Raw genomic sequence first — 13,799 nt, forward strand, 5'->3', positions numbered from 1 at the left:
GTAACAGCGCCGGCGGGGGTCGCCGGCCATTGGGGGAGCGAGACGAATGTCCGCAGATACCGCGTCACGCGGGAACCGACTGTTTCTCAAGAAATCCATCGAGCAGGTCCAGCGCGAGTCGAACAATCACCAGCTGAAGCGATCGCTCGGCAAGTGGAACCTGCTGTTCCTCGGGATCGGCTGCATCATCGGCGCGGGCATCTATGTGATGACCGGCAACGCGGCGGCGAACTTCGCCGGCCCGGCCGTGATCCTGTCGTTCGTCGTGGCCTTCTTCGCCTGCGTGTTCGCCGGCCTGTGCTACGCCGAACTGGCCTCGACCATGCCGGTCGCGGGCTCGGCCTATACCTACAGCTACACCACCCTGGGCGAGCTGTTCGCCTGGGTCATGGGCTGGCTGCTGGTGCTGGAATACGGCGTGGCGGCCTCGACCGTGGCGGCCGGCTGGTCCGGCAACGTGGTCAGCCTGCTGCACAATTTCGGGCTCGAATTCCCGGTGCAGTGGACGACCTCGTTCGTCCAGGCGGTCCAGGGTGAAGGCGGGCTCAGCTTCGTCGCCGGCGGCGGGGCCAACCTGCTCGGCGCGGCCGGCATTCTCGCCGTGACCGCCCTGCTGGTGCTCGGCATTTCCGAATCCGCCAGCGTCAACAACGTCATCGTCGCCATCAAGGTCGGCGTGCTGCTGCTGTTCATCGGCGTCGGCGCGATGTTCATCTTCCAGCACCAGCCTGACGCCATCGACCACTGGACGCCGTTCATTCCGGCCAACGAGGGCGGGTTCAAGTACGGCATGCCCGGCATCTTCCGCGCCGCCTCGGTGATCTTCTTCGCCTACGTCGGCTTCGAGGCCGTCTCGACCGCCGCGGCCGAAGCCAAGAACCCGCAGAAGGACATTCCCTTCGGCATCCTCGGCAGCCTGCTGGTCTGCACCGTGATCTACATGATGATCGCCGCCGTCCTGACCGGCATCGTCGACTTCCGCGAACTGGGCGTGCCCGCCCCGATCGCGCTGGCCGTCGACCGCATGGGCACCGACTGGTTCTCGATCCTGATCAAGGTCGGCGCCGTGGCCGGCCTGTCGTCGGTCATGCTGATCCTGACCTACGGCCAGACCCGCGTGTTCTACGCCATGGCCCGCGACGGCCTGCTGCCGAAGTTCTTCGCCGCCCTGCACCCGAAGTTCCGCACCCCGTGGATCGGCACCATCGTGCTGGGCATCATCATCTCGGTGGCCGCCGCCTTCCTGCCGATCGAAATCCTCGGCGACCTGGTCAGCCTGGGCACCGCGACGGCGTTCGGCATCGTCTGCCTCAGCGTGATGTACCTGCGCACGCGCGAGAAGCAGCTTGAGCGTCCGTTCAGCATCCCCGGCGGCGGCGGCATGGTTCCGCAGTTCGTCATGGTGATCGTCGCGGCGATTGTCGTCGCCGGCTTCCTGGCGTTCTTCCAGTTCCTGCTGAAGTCGACCTGGGTCGGCACCGGCGTGAAGGTCATGGCCGTGGTGCTCGGCCTGTGGTTCGTCTTCGCCCTGTTCCAGAAGAACAAGGTGTGGATCGGCCCGGTGCCGGTGCTGGGCATCTTCTTCGCCCTGATCATGACCGGCCCGCTGGTCGAGGACATCTTCACCAAGGCCGCCAACGGCGACCCGATCCCGGCCATCCTGCTGAGCGGCTACGCCGGCGTCGGCGCGCTGATCTACATCTTCTACGGCTTCTGGAACTCGCGCCTCGGCAAGGGTCTCCCGCAGCTGGAAGACGACAGCGCCGGCCCGGGTCCGATGCAGGCCGAAGTGCACGGCATCGGCGACGACCACGCCTGATCTCGGGGGGACATGCCCCTTCGGCACCTGTCCCCATCGGCGTTCAGCGGCAGGGGACGCGTACCGGAGACGGTTCCTGTCCCCGGGAAACAACGGAAAGGCCCGGGAGCGATCCCGGGCCTTTTTCGCATCCGCCCCTTTATTCCGGACGCCTGAACACCGATCATGTGACGGTCCGCCGTCGCAGGAGCTTTGCGTGTCCTCTTCCCCGATCAAGGCCTTCATCGCGCCCGTCACCCCGTTGCAGCAGAACTGCACGGTGGTCTGGTGCGAGAAGACGAAGAAGGCCGCCGTCATCGATCCGGGCGGCGATATCAAGCGCCTGATGGCCGCGATCACCGAACAGGGCCTGACGGTCGAGAAGATCTGGATCACCCACGGCCACATGGACCACGCCGGCGGCACGGCCGAGCTGAAGGCCCTGACCGGCGCGCCGATCGAGGGCCCGCACCCGGACGACCAGTTCTGGATCGACCAGATCCCCGAGAGCGGCGCGCGCTACGGCATCCCGGGCGCCCAGGCCTTCACGCCCGACCGCTGGCTGGGCGACGGCGACACCGTCCAGGTCGGCGAGACCGAGTTCGAGGTCATCCACTGCCCGGGCCACACGCCCGGCCATGTCGTGTTCTTCAATCGTGAGGCGCGCTTCGCCCAGGTCGGCGATGTCCTGTTCAAGGGCTCGATCGGCCGCACCGACTTTCCGCGCGGCAATCACCAGCAGCTGATCGACTCGATCACCCGGAAGCTCTGGCCGCTCGGCGACGACGTGGCCTTCGTGCCCGGCCACGGCCCGATGAGCACCTTCGGTTTCGAGCGTAAGGCCAACCCGTTCGTTTCGGACATCGCGCTCGGCGTTGAAGAGGGCAGCTTGCCCGAGATGGACGGCGTGCCCAAGCGCTACAGCTGAGCGCGGGGACTTGTTGCAGGGCTGAAATTCTCCGGCCACGTCCGGTTGTCATGACGGCGGCCATGGAGCTCGTGATGGACAAGACCGCCCACAGCGTCGCCGAGGATCCCGGCGCCCGCATCCTGATCGTCGACGACGACCCGGGCATTCGCGATGTGATCGCCGACTTCCTCGCCCGGCACGGCTATCGCGTCGACCAGGCGTCCGACGCCCGGTCGATGGAACTGGCGATGCAGCGCCAGCCGCCCGACCTGATCGTGCTGGACGTGATGATGCCCGGCGAGGACGGCCTGTCAGTGTGCCGGCGCCTGTCCGGCCAGCCGGGCGGCCCCGGCATCGTCATGCTGTCGGCCATGGGCGAGGAAACCGACCGCATCGTCGGACTGGAGCTGGGGGCGGACGACTACCTGCCCAAGCCGTGCAATCCGCGCGAGCTGCTCGCCCGGGTGCGGGCCGTGCTGCGCCGACGGCAGGAGCCGCGGCCCGCCGACACCGCCATGGGCGCCACCTGCGAGTTCGCCGGCTGGCGGCTGGACCTGGTCCGGCGGGAGCTCCGCTCGCCGCAGGGCGTGATCGTCAACCTGTCGAGCGGCGAGTTCTCGCTGCTGCGCGCTTTCGTCGAACGCCCGCAACGCGTGCTGACCCGTGACCAGCTGCTCGACATGGCGCGCGGACCCGACACTGAGGCCTACGACCGCGCCATCGACGTGCAGATCAGCCGCCTGCGCCGCAAGCTCGACGACGACCGCGGCGTGGAGATCATCCGCACCATCCGCAGCGAGGGCTATATGTTCTCGCCCAAGGTCGTCCGCGCGTCATGAAGACCCCCTGGCGCGGCGCGCCCATCTTCGTCCAGGTGCTGGCGCTGGTGGTGGTCTGCCTGGCCGCCTCGCACGCCATCACCTCGGCCATCGTGCTGCACCTGCCGCCGCCGCCGCCCGAAATCTATCGCCTTTCCGACGTCGCCCGCGCCCTGCGCAGCCCCGGCCTGACGCCGGTGCCCGAAGCCCGACCGCTGGTCGTCGCCCTGCAGGGCTCGGCGCCCCGGGAGCAACCGCTGCGGCTGCGCGGCAGCCGCTGGCGGGAAGATGTCCGAAAGGGCCTGGCCCAGGCCCTGCAGGTCACGCCCGACCGGATCGTCATCGAGACCGACGGCCCCCGCCGCATGTTCCTCAGGTCGCGCTCCGTCGAGTCGACGTTCGAGGTGCGTGTCTTCCGCGGCGGGCCGATGACGCCGCACGGCGCGCCGCCGCCGGGCGGCCCGATGATGCAGCGCGTCCCGCCGCCCGGCGCGGGACCCGACGGCCCCGGCCCGGGTCCCGGCGGCCCCCCGCGGTTCGAGGAGCGGGTGCTGTTCGCGCCGTTCAAGATCGGCGTGCGGCAGGACGACGGCCGCTGGCTGGTCGCGCGGCCACAGCCGAGCTTCCAGTGGAATTCCTGGCAGGGCCATATCGTGATCACCCTGCTGATCTCGATCCTCGCGGTGACGCCGCTGGCGTGGTGGTTCGCCCGCCGGCTGGCCGCGCCGATCGCCGTCTTCGCCAAGGCCGCCGACCGCCTCGGCCGCGACCCTCGTGCGCCGCCGCTGGAACTGGCGGGGTCGAGCGAGGTGGTCGCCGCCGCCGAGGCCTTCAACCGCATGCAGGAACGTCTGCGCCGCTATGTCGAGGACCGCACCGCCATGGTCGGGGCGATCGCCCATGACCTGCGCACGCCCCTGACCCGCCTCAGGTTCCGCATCGAGGCCGCCCCCGACGACATCCGCGCCCGGCTGGCCGCCGACATCGACCAGATGGACGCGATGATCTCCGCCACGCTGGGCTTCGTCCGCGACGCCACGCGCGCCGGGCCGCGCGAGAAGCTGGAACTGTCGTCACTGGTCGAGAGCGTGCTCGACGAGGCGGCTGAAACCGGCGCCGACGCCGTCGCCCTACCGTCGGAGCGGCTGGTCGTCGAGGGCGATCCCCTCGCCCTGCGGCGGCTGATCGCCAATCTGGTCGGCAACGCCCTGAAGTACGGCCTGCGGGCGCGGGGCCGGGTGTTCGCCGAGGGCGGCGAGGCGGTCATCGAGATCGAGGATGACGGCCCGGGCATCCCCGTCGAGGAAGCCGAGCGGGTGTTCGAGCCCTTCTTCCGCGGCGAGCCTTCCCGTAGCCGGGAAACCGGCGGCGCCGGCCTGGGGCTGGCCGTGGTGCGGTCGATCGCCCGGGCGCATGGCGGCGACGTGATCCTGACCTCCCGACCGGCGGGCGGCCTGACCGCCCGGGTCACGCTTCCGCTCTAGAGATGTTGCCGTCGCGCAAACCACGGGCCTTACTGGAGCCACGGGCGGACCACAGGCTGACTCGTCCCGTCACGCCGGAGTCGTTCATGCTCGCCCGTCTTGCCTGTTTGCTGCTGCTCGCCGCGGCCACCCCGGTCCTGGCCCAGGATCCCGGCGCGCCCATCAGCATCCCGGGCGGCGGACCGCCCGAGGCCGCGCCGCCGCCGGGCCCGCCGCCGCTGCAGGTGTTCATCAGTCCGGCCGGCGAGCCGTTTCACGCCGAGCCCGGACAGCCCTACCCGGTCGCCGACTGGTTCTCCCGCGCCGACACGAACCATGACGGCGCCCTGTCGCGCGACGAATTCCTCGCCGACTCCCTGGCCTTCTTCGACCGGCTGGACACGGACAGGGACCACATCGTCGACGGCTTCGAGGTGGGCGACTACGAGCGCAACGTCGCGCCGGAGATCACGGGCCTGCTGCCGCGCCGCGACCGTCCGGAGGGCGACCGGCCGCCGATAGCTACCCTGCCGAGCCGCGCCGACGAGATGTGGGGCGCCCTGCCCCCGATGCCGATGAAGGGCAAGCCGAAGCCGCGCCCCCGTCGCCAGGGCGCCGCCCAGTATGGTCTGCTCAACGAGCCGCATCCCGTCCGCGGGGCGGACGCCGACCTGGACCAGCGGGTCAGTCGTGCGGAGGCCGAAGCCGCGGCCCGCCGCCGCTTCGACCTGCTGGACGCCGACCACGACGGCCGGCTCACCCTCGCTGAACTGCCCGTGACCCCGGCGCAGGCGATCGGCGAGGCGCCGCCCGAGGGCCGACGGCGGAAAGCGCCGCCCAGGCGCGTTGAAATGCCACTGCAACCTAAGACAGCTATTTCCATTGAGGTTGCGGCGCCCGCCGCCCTGTCCAGTCACGAGACCCCATGAGCCTGCACACCGCTCCGATCCGTCGCAAAGGCGGCCTGCCGCGACCCGTCGTCTACGCCCTCGCCGCCGCCGGCGCGCTGCTGGCCGTTTGGGGCGGCTGGCAGGCGTTCAAGCCCAAGGCCCCGAAGGATCCCTATCGCACCGAGCAGGTGCAGCAGGGCGACATCACCAAGTCGGTGTCGGCGTCGGGCTCGCTGCAGGCGCTGGTGACCGTCGACGTCGGCTCGCAGATTTCCGGGCAGATCCTCAAGGTGCTGGTCGACTTCAACGACCAGGTCCGCGCCGGCCAGCTGATGGCGACACTCGATCCGCAGACCTACATCAGCCGGCTGCGCCAGGGCGAGGCGCAGATCGCCGCCAACCAGGCCCAGGTCGCGCAGGCCCAGGCCCAGGCCGAGCAGGCCCGCGCCGCCTACAACCGTACCAAGTCGCTGTTCGACCAGGGCATCATGGCCCAGGCCGCGCTGGACACGGCCATGGCGTCCTGGAAGTCGACCCAGGCCAACGTCCAGGCCGCCCGCGCCGCCGTGGCCCAGAGCCGCGCCTCGCTGGACAGCACCCGCACCGATCTGGGGCGCACCAACATCGTCGCCCCGATCAGCGGCGTGGTGATCAACCGCAGCATCGAACCCGGCCAGACCGTGGCCGCCAGCTTCACCGCGCCGGTGCTGTTCCAGATCGCCCAGGACCTGTCCAAGCTCGAGGTGAAGATCAGCGTCGACGAGGCCGACATCGGCCAGGTGCAGGAGGGCCAGTCGGTCCGCTTCACCGTCGACGCCTTTCCGGACGACACCTACACCGGCGTCGTGACCCAGGTGCGCAAGCAGCCGGAGACCGAATCCAACGTCGTCGCCTATATCGTCATCGCCCAGGCCGACAACCCCGGCGGCAAGCTGATGCCGGGCATGACGGCCAACGCCGACATCGTCATCCAGCAGCTGCGCGGCGTGCTGAAGGTTCCGGCGGCGGCCCTGCGGTGGACCCCGCCCGATCAGGCCGACTCGACGACGCGCCGCGCCACCGGTCCGTCCATGGGCGGTCCCGGCGGCGGCCCGCCGGGCGGCCAGCGCCAGAACGGCTCCGGCCAGCGCGGCGCGATGGGCGCGCGGCTGATCGAACAGCTCGACCTCGACGCCGGCCAGAAGGCCAAGGTCGAGGCGATCCTCGCCGAGGAGCGCACCAAAGCCCTGGCCAAGGCCTCCGGCGACCCGACCGCCATGCGCCAGGCCATGCGCGGGATGATGCAGACGGTGCTGACCCGCATCGAACCGATCCTGAAGCCGGCCCAGAAGGAAAAGCTCGTCGCCCTGCGCGCGCGCATGGCCGCCGCCGGCGGGGGCCGCGGACGCGGCGGCATGACGTCCGGCGTCGTCTATGTCCTGCGCGACGGCAAGCCGACCGCCGTGCCGGTGCGCGTCGGCGCGTCCGACGGCTCGTTCACCCAGATCGTCGGCCCGCTGACGGCCGGTGACACGGTCATCGTCGGCGGCGGTCCCAAGGCCAAGGCCAAGGCGGCCACGGGCGGCCCCATGGGCGGCGGCGCCGTCCGGGTCCGGATGTAGGCCCCGCGCGATGATCGAAATCCGTGACCTGGAAAAGGTCTACCAGATGGGCGAGGAGACGGTGGCCGCCCTGGCCGGCGTCTCCATCGACATCACCCGCGGCGAGCACATCGCGATCACCGGCGCATCGGGGTCGGGCAAGTCGACCCTGATGAACATCATCGGCGGCCTGGATCGTCCGACGGGCGGCCGCTACCTGTTCGACGGCGAGGACGTTTCCGGCTTCGACGACGACGACCTGGCCAATTTCCGCTGCCGGCGGATCGGCTTCGTGTTCCAGTCCTTCCAGCTGCTGCCGCGACTGACGGCGTTGCAGAACGTCGAACTGCCGATGGTCTACGCCGGCCTGCCGCCGGTCGAGCGGCGGGCCCGCGCGGCGACGCTGCTGGAGCGGGTCGGCCTCGGCGCCCGCACCGGCCACCGGCCGACGCAGATGTCCGGGGGACAGCAGCAGCGCGTGGCCATCGCCCGGGCCCTGGCCAATTCGCCCGATCTGCTGCTGGCCGACGAGCCGACCGGCGCCCTCGACAGCGCCACCGGCAAGGACGTGCTGGAGCTCTTCCGGACGCTGAATGACGAAGGCCTGACGCTGGTGCTGGTGACCCACGACCAGAAGGTGGCCGACCAGGCGCACCGCCGCGTGACCTTCCAGGACGGCAGGATCATCTCCGACAAGTCGGGAGCCGGCCAATGAGGCGGATCGATCTGGTCGGCTTCGCGGCGCGGGCCATCATCGCCCATCCCACGCGCAGCGCCCTCACCTCGCTGGGCGTGGTCATCGGGGTGGCCGCCGTGGTCATGATGACCTCCATCGGCCTGGGCGCGCAGCAGCGGGTGACCAGCGCCATCGGCGGGCTGGGCTCCAACCTGCTGATCGTGTCGCCCGGCGCCTCGCGCGGTCCGGGCGGCGGCTTCGTCAGCCAGGGGGCCGGCAGCAGCCAGACCCTGACCGAGGACGACGCCAAGGCCATGGCCACCCAGATCGACGGCGCCGCGGCCGTCGCTCCCAGCGTCCGGGGCGGCGCGCAGCTGACGGCCGAGGGCGCCAACTGGCAGACCCGGGTCGAGGGCGTGACGCCCGACTATCTGACCGCCCGGGATCTGACGATCGCATCAGGCCGGATGTTCGACGAGACCGAAGCCCGTCAGGGCCGCAAGGTCATCGTCATCGGCCAGACCGTCGCCACCGAGCTCTACGGCGCCGACGTCGACCCCGTCGGCAAGCGTATCCGCGTCGGTTCGGTGCCGTTCGAGGTGATCGGGGTGCTGGCGTCCAAGGGCCAGAGCGGCTTCGGCCAGGACCAGGACGACATCGTGCTGGGACCCCTGCAGGCGGTGCGGTCTCGGGTCGTCGGCAAGCGGGTCCAGGGCAGCAACGTCCAGACCATCTACGTCAAGGCGGACAGCGCCGACGACATGGACCGCCTGCAGGAGGACGTGACCAACCTGCTGCGCGAGCGCCACCGCATCCGCCAGGGCGCCGACGACGACTTCAGCGTCCAGAACATGGCCTCGATCATGGAGGCCATGCAGGCCTCGGTGAAGACCTTCACCTCGCTGCTGGCGGCGGTGGCGGCCGTGTCGCTGGTCGTCGGCGGGGTCGGCATCATGAACATCATGCTGGTGGCCGTGACCGAGCGGACCCGCGAGATCGGCCTGCGCATGGCTGTCGGGGCGCGGCGCAACGACGTGCTGTTCCAGTTCGCGCTGGAGGCCATAACCCTGTCGGTGGTGGGCGGCATCATCGGCCTGATCATCGGCATCGGCGGCGGCTTCCTGATGGCCAAGCTGGGGGACTGGCCGGTGGCCATCGCCGGCTGGTCGATCCCGGTGTCGCTGGGCTTCTCGCTGCTGGTCGGACTGGTGTTCGGGGCCTATCCCAGCTGGCGGGCCGCGCGCCTGGATCCGATCGAGGCGCTGCGGCGGGAATAGTCCCCGACGGATTGACGCGGCTCAAGGACGCGGATCGCCGGCCGGTGGTCCATGCGTCGCCGACCGCGCCGGCCGGCCCCGTGGAGGACACCCTCATGCGAGCCCTGATCCTGTGGACGCCCCGCCTGCTCGGGCTGGCGTTCGCCCTGTTCGTCGCCGCGTTCGCGCTGGATGTCCTCGACGAGCCGGGACGGCGCGGTCTGGCCCTGGCCGTGGCCGCGCATCTCGCGCCGGCGGCGGCGGTGCTGGCGGCCACGCTCGTCGGCTGGCGGTGGCCGGTCGTCGGCGGCGCGCTGTTCGCCGTTCTGGCGGTCGGCTACCTCCTGATGGCGGGACCGGACCGCCCGGTCAGCTGGTACGCGGTCATCGCGGGACCGGCGCTCGTGATCGGGATGCTCTTCGCCGGCGGGCCGTTCGCCGCCTCCGGGCTCCGAGGGGGGCCAGGCCGATCCCCGACGATCGGCCCCCGGCCGCAGCCCCTCGATTGAGGGGTGAGACGCCCATATCGGGCGCCGCAACCTTCCGGTCTTCTCCATCCGTCTGTTAACCCGCCGCCAGACCGCCCCGTGGTCGCACAGAGCCAGAGCATGCCTGCCGCTGTCCCGCCCCAACGCAAGAAGCCCCGCGTCGACCACGCCGCCCGGCGCGACGAATACCTGCGCGTGGCGGCGCGCGTCCTGCTCGAGAAGGGCCTGCATACCGCGACCATGAGCGACATCGCCGAGGCCGCCGGGGCGGCCAAGGTGCTGTTCTACCGCCTCTTTCCGTCCCGCGAGGCCCTGGTCGAGGCGGTGTTCGACAGGGTGGTCCGCACGATCGAGGCGGCCGAAGCCGTCAAGTGGGAGGGCTACGGCTCGATTATCGCCAGGGTGCTGGCGGCCGCGCGGGAGGAGCCTGCGCCGTTCATACTGGTGGTCCGCAACTGCCGCGCCGGGCAGTCCGAGTGGGAGTCGCGGCTTCGCCCGCTGCTGACCCGCACCGCCCTGCCGCTCTTCGCGCCGGGGCCGAACGCCCCCGCCGGGGCCGAGGCCCGGGCGGAGATGGCCGCCAGCGCCCTGTTCGGCCTGCTGCTCGACTGCATGATCCGCTGGCTGGAAGACAACGACGGCCTGACCGACGCCGAGCGCATCCGCTGGTGGGGCCGTATCGTGCGCGCGAACAGGGATGCCGGCCGCGAGGCCTACCGGCTGGATTGACTTGCGCTTCGGGCGCCGCTGATCCTTAAGACGGGGCAAGAAACGACAAGGAGGAAGCGCGCCGTGATCCCCGGACTGATGCAGGACGTCCCGCTGCTGACCACAGCCATCCTGACGCACGCGGAAACCGCGCATGGCCGGGTGGAGGTGGTGTCCCGCACCGTCGAGGGCCGCATCCATCGCTATGACTACGCCGGCATGGCCGCGCGGACGCGCCGGCTGGCGCGCGCGCTGCAGGCGCTGGGCGTGAAATCAGGCGACCGCATCGCCAGCCTTGCCTGGAACACCCACCGGCACATGGAGCTGTTCTACGCCGTTCCGGGCCTGGGCTGTGTGCTCAACACCGTCAATCCGCGGCTGTTCGACGAGCAGATCATCTATGTGCTCGAACACGCCGAGAGCACGGTGCTGTTCTACGACCGCACCTTCGCGCCGCTGGTCGAACGCCTGGCGGACCGCCTGCACACGGTGAAGACCTTCGTGCTGCTGTCGGACGCTGACGGCCACGACGCCGGAACCGTCGGGGCGCTGAACTACGAGACCCTGCTGGACGCGCAGTCGGACCTGCCGTTCGCCTGGCCGCGGCTGGACGAGAATAGCGGGGCCTTCCTCTGCTACACCTCGGGCACCACGGGCGATCCGAAGGGCGTGCTCTACAGCCACCGGGCGGTCGTGCTGCACGCCATGGCCGCGGGCCTGGCCAGCGCTTTCGGCCTGACGGCGTTCGACGTGGTGATGCCCTGCTCGTCGCTCTATCACGCCACCGCCTGGGGCCTGCCGTTCATCTGCCCGATCAACGGCTGCAAGCTGGTGCTGCCGGCCGAGAAGATGGACCCGGCCAGCCTGCAGGAACTGATCATCGGCGAGGGCGTGACCTTCTCCGGCGGCGTGCCGACCATCTGGACCATGTATCTCGACTGGCTGGCCCAGACCGGCCAGACCGTCGGCGCGCTGAAGAAGGTGATCATCGGCGGCTCGGCCGTGCCGCGCGCCATGGCCGAGACCTTCAAGGTCAAGCACGACGTCCAGGTGCTGCAGATCTGGGGCATGACCGAGACCTGTCCGCTGGGCGTGGTCGCCACCGCGACGCCGTCGATCGCCGCCCTGGGCGAGGACCAGGTCGACGAGATCATCTGGACCCGTCAGGGCCGGCTGCAGTTCGGCATCGAGCTGAAGATCATGCTCGACGACGGCAGCGAGGCGCCGCGCGACGGCGAGACCAGCGGCGCCCTGATGGTGCGCGGCCCCTGGACCATCAAGCGCTACTTCCGCAAGGACGCCGACGCCATCGACGACGACGGCTGGTTCGACACCGGGGACATCGCCACCCTCGACGAACACGGGTTCATGCGCATCACCGACCGGGCCAAGGACGTGATCAAGACCGGCGGCGAGTGGATCAGCTCGATCGACCTGGAGAACATCGCCGTCGCCTGTCCGGGGGTGAAGATCGCCGCCGTGGTGGGCATTCCGCACCCCAAGTGGGAGGAGCGCCCCCTGCTGGTCATCGAGGTCCACGAAGGCCGCACGGTGACCCGCGACGAGGTGCTCGACTTCCTGCGCCCCCGGATCGTCAAGTGGTGGATGCCTGACGACGTGGTGTTCGCCCCCGTGCCGCTGACCGCCACCGGCAAGATCGACAAGAAGACCCTGCGGACCGCCTGGAACAACCACCTGCTCGACTGAGGCGGTCCCTAGGCCGTCCCGGCCGGCGCCTTGAACGCCACGCGGCCGGGCAGGTCCAGCGGCGCGGTGTTGCGTTCGATCAGGGTGACGCCGGCGAGGGAGAAGGTCGCCTCCCCGCCGCAGCGGCCCGCAGTGATGTGGTGCAGCCGCCCGCCGCCGATCATCAGATGGACGCCGCTGAGCTTGAGCGACACGGCCGTCCTGAAGGTCAGCCGGTTGAGGATCTGTGGACCGATCATCAGGTCGATGTGCGGCTTCTGCGCCGACGAGATCTTGTGGTCCATCATCGGGAACGGGATCAGCTTCTCCGGCTCGGCGCGGCTGGCGGCCTTGATGTCGCGCACCGCCTCGACCCGGTCCCATGCCGACTCGAAGATGTCGTCGAGACCGATCTGGAAGAACTGGTCGAGCGCGCCGGCGACGTTCTTCAGCATGGTCTTGCGCGACAGCGGCGGCAGGCCGTTGCCCGCCGATTCAACGGCCTCGCGCACCGCCTCCATGTCGCTGCTGTCGGCGATCGGCGCTTCGGGATCGGCGCAGAAGAAGTGTTTCAGGGTCAGGGGCCGGTCGCTCATGGTCAGCCCGCCAGCCGCGCTTCGGGCGCGGCCTCGAAGCTCGTGCCGAGCTCGCCCGGATCGAGGGACACCCGGGCATGCACGACCGGCGCGCCCCAGGCGGTGAAGCGGCGCGCCGTCCAGGCCAGGGCCCCGAGCAGCAGCAGGGCGAGCAACAGGGCCAGGTTCGGCCGCGGCGCGGGGACCGCCGGTGCAACGGGCGCCGCAGCCGGCGGGACGACCGGCGCCACGGTCGGCGCGGCGACGACCGGCGCCGCCGGCGGAGCGACGGCGGGCGGCCGAGGCGCGGTCGCCACGACGGGCGCGGTCGCCGGAGTCGCCGGACGCGGGACCGACGCCGAGGGGGCGGGCGGCCGGGTCGCCAGATGTCCGGCCGCGGACGGCGGCGTCGCGACGACGGGCGCCGGCGCCGGCGTGACGACCACAGGGGGCGCGGGCGACCGGGTCCGCGAGGGCGACGACAGCCGGGCCGCAGGGTTGGGCGACGGCGGGGTCGCCGAGGGACGCGGCTGCGCCGTCGGCAGGTCGGTCGGCGGCGGATCGCGCGTCTGGGCGGGGGTCGGGTCGGCGACAGGCTGGCCCGCGGGCGGCGCGGCGGCGGCGCGGCGGGCGGCCTCCTCCTGCTCGCGCTTCTTGCGCGCCTCCTCGGCCTTCTTCTTCGCCTCGGCCTCGCGGGCCTTGCGGGCGGCCCAGACGAGACCGCCGATCACCGCCGTGGCCGTGCCGACATCGGACCCGCCGCCGCCGCTTCCGCCGCCGTTGGGATTGCGTGTCGGCGCCTGGCTGGGGCGGTCCTGCGCGCCCGCGAGGCCGGGGGCGACCGCCAGACTGAGCGCCAGCAGCAGGCAAAGGCCCCGCCGTCCGTCCGTTCCACTTCGACCCGAGGTCATGCCGCCCTCCCCCGTCACCCGGTGGCGACGGAACCGCGAG

13 protein-coding genes are annotated in these 13,799 nt (G+C 70.9%); 11 read left to right on the top strand and 2 right to left on the bottom strand.

The features are described from left to right. The first annotated feature begins 46 nt into the window (after nt 1-46). The 11 genes from AC1RN0_RS10375 (at nt 47) to AC1RN0_RS10425 (ending at nt 12,294) form a co-directional block, all read left to right on the top strand. Entirely contained in the window at nt 47-1,819 is a 1,773-nt protein-coding gene (locus tag AC1RN0_RS10375) for an amino acid permease (protein WP_492787358.1), read from the top strand. A gap of 196 nt (nt 1,820-2,015) precedes the next feature. Beyond that, the gene (locus tag AC1RN0_RS10380) at nt 2,016-2,726 is read left to right on the top strand and encodes an MBL fold metallo-hydrolase (RefSeq protein WP_492787359.1); all 711 of its coding nucleotides are present in this window, start codon (nt 2,016-2,018) and stop codon (nt 2,724-2,726) included. A 62-nt stretch (nt 2,727-2,788) separates the two neighbouring features. Continuing rightward, entirely contained in the window at nt 2,789-3,547 is a 759-nt protein-coding gene (locus tag AC1RN0_RS10385) for a response regulator (protein WP_492787360.1), read from the top strand. Continuing rightward, nucleotides 3,544-5,010 (top strand): ATP-binding protein, encoded by a 1,467-nt coding sequence (locus AC1RN0_RS10390; RefSeq protein ID WP_492787361.1) that lies wholly within the window; start codon nt 3,544-3,546, stop codon nt 5,008-5,010. Before AC1RN0_RS10385 ends, AC1RN0_RS10390 begins: the two co-directional genes overlap by 4 nt. An 86-nt stretch (nt 5,011-5,096) precedes the next feature. Further along, complete coding sequence (locus AC1RN0_RS10395) at nt 5,097-5,918, top strand: hypothetical protein (RefSeq protein WP_492787362.1); 822 nt, start codon at nt 5,097-5,099, stop codon at nt 5,916-5,918. Further along, a complete protein-coding gene (locus AC1RN0_RS10400; RefSeq protein WP_492787363.1) occupies nt 5,915-7,480 on the top strand; it encodes an efflux RND transporter periplasmic adaptor subunit in 1,566 nt (521 codons plus the stop codon). The genes AC1RN0_RS10395 and AC1RN0_RS10400 overlap by 4 nt, the downstream gene beginning before the upstream one ends. 10 nt (nt 7,481-7,490) lie before the next feature. Further along, nucleotides 7,491-8,174 carry an ABC transporter ATP-binding protein gene (locus AC1RN0_RS10405; RefSeq protein ID WP_492787364.1) on the top strand — a complete coding sequence of 228 codons (684 nt, stop codon included), beginning with the start codon at nt 7,491-7,493 and terminating at the stop codon, nt 8,172-8,174. Further along, a complete protein-coding gene (locus AC1RN0_RS10410; RefSeq protein ID WP_492787365.1) occupies nt 8,171-9,412 on the top strand; it encodes an ABC transporter permease in 1,242 nt (413 codons plus the stop codon). The genes AC1RN0_RS10405 and AC1RN0_RS10410 overlap by 4 nt, the downstream gene beginning before the upstream one ends. A gap of 95 nt (nt 9,413-9,507) precedes the next feature. Then, the gene (locus AC1RN0_RS10415; RefSeq protein WP_492787366.1) at nt 9,508-9,900 is read left to right on the top strand and encodes a DUF7670 domain-containing protein; all 393 of its coding nucleotides are present in this window, start codon (nt 9,508-9,510) and stop codon (nt 9,898-9,900) included. 99 nt (nt 9,901-9,999) lie between these two features. Further along, nucleotides 10,000-10,608: a TetR/AcrR family transcriptional regulator gene (locus AC1RN0_RS10420; RefSeq protein ID WP_492787367.1), complete on the top strand. Its 609-nt coding sequence runs from the start codon at nt 10,000-10,002 to the stop codon at nt 10,606-10,608. A 63-nt stretch (nt 10,609-10,671) separates the two neighbouring features. Then, the gene (locus AC1RN0_RS10425) at nt 10,672-12,294 is read left to right on the top strand and encodes a long-chain fatty acid--CoA ligase (RefSeq protein WP_492787368.1); all 1,623 of its coding nucleotides are present in this window, start codon (nt 10,672-10,674) and stop codon (nt 12,292-12,294) included. A gap of 8 nt (nt 12,295-12,302) precedes the next feature. Here AC1RN0_RS10425 and AC1RN0_RS10430 read toward each other — a convergent pair whose 3' ends face one another. Together AC1RN0_RS10430 and AC1RN0_RS10435 are read right to left on the bottom strand one after the other, a co-directional pair. Further along, complete coding sequence (locus tag AC1RN0_RS10430; RefSeq protein WP_492787369.1) at nt 12,303-12,869, bottom strand: hypothetical protein; 567 nt, start codon at nt 12,867-12,869, stop codon at nt 12,303-12,305. Nucleotides 12,870-12,871: 2 nt separating this feature from the next. Next, nucleotides 12,872-13,759 (bottom strand): hypothetical protein, encoded by an 888-nt coding sequence (locus AC1RN0_RS10435; RefSeq protein ID WP_492787370.1) that lies wholly within the window; start codon nt 13,757-13,759, stop codon nt 12,872-12,874. Nucleotides 13,760-13,799 lie beyond the last annotated feature (40 nt).

It is taken from the genome of Caulobacter sp. GW821-FHT12F03 (genome assembly GCF_058806855.1).

Coding starts and splice junctions, on each gene's coding strand:
- AC1RN0_RS10375 (WP_492787358.1), top strand. CDS start 47: ATGTCCGCAGATACCGCGTCACGCGGGAACCGACTGTTTCTCAAGAAA.
- AC1RN0_RS10385 (WP_492787360.1), top strand. CDS start 2,789: ATGGAGCTCGTGATGGACAAGACCGCCCACAGCGTCGCCGAGGATCCC.
- AC1RN0_RS10390 (WP_492787361.1), top strand. CDS start 3,544: ATGAAGACCCCCTGGCGCGGCGCGCCCATCTTCGTCCAGGTGCTGGCG.
- AC1RN0_RS10395 (WP_492787362.1), top strand. CDS start 5,097: ATGCTCGCCCGTCTTGCCTGTTTGCTGCTGCTCGCCGCGGCCACCCCG.
- AC1RN0_RS10400 (WP_492787363.1), top strand. CDS start 5,915: ATGAGCCTGCACACCGCTCCGATCCGTCGCAAAGGCGGCCTGCCGCGA.
- AC1RN0_RS10405 (WP_492787364.1), top strand. CDS start 7,491: ATGATCGAAATCCGTGACCTGGAAAAGGTCTACCAGATGGGCGAGGAG.
- AC1RN0_RS10410 (WP_492787365.1), top strand. CDS start 8,171: ATGAGGCGGATCGATCTGGTCGGCTTCGCGGCGCGGGCCATCATCGCC.
- AC1RN0_RS10415 (WP_492787366.1), top strand. CDS start 9,508: ATGCGAGCCCTGATCCTGTGGACGCCCCGCCTGCTCGGGCTGGCGTTC.
- AC1RN0_RS10420 (WP_492787367.1), top strand. CDS start 10,000: ATGCCTGCCGCTGTCCCGCCCCAACGCAAGAAGCCCCGCGTCGACCAC.
- AC1RN0_RS10430 (WP_492787369.1), bottom strand. CDS start 12,869: ATGAGCGACCGGCCCCTGACCCTGAAACACTTCTTCTGCGCCGATCCC.
- AC1RN0_RS10435 (WP_492787370.1), bottom strand. CDS start 13,759: ATGACCTCGGGTCGAAGTGGAACGGACGGACGGCGGGGCCTTTGCCTG.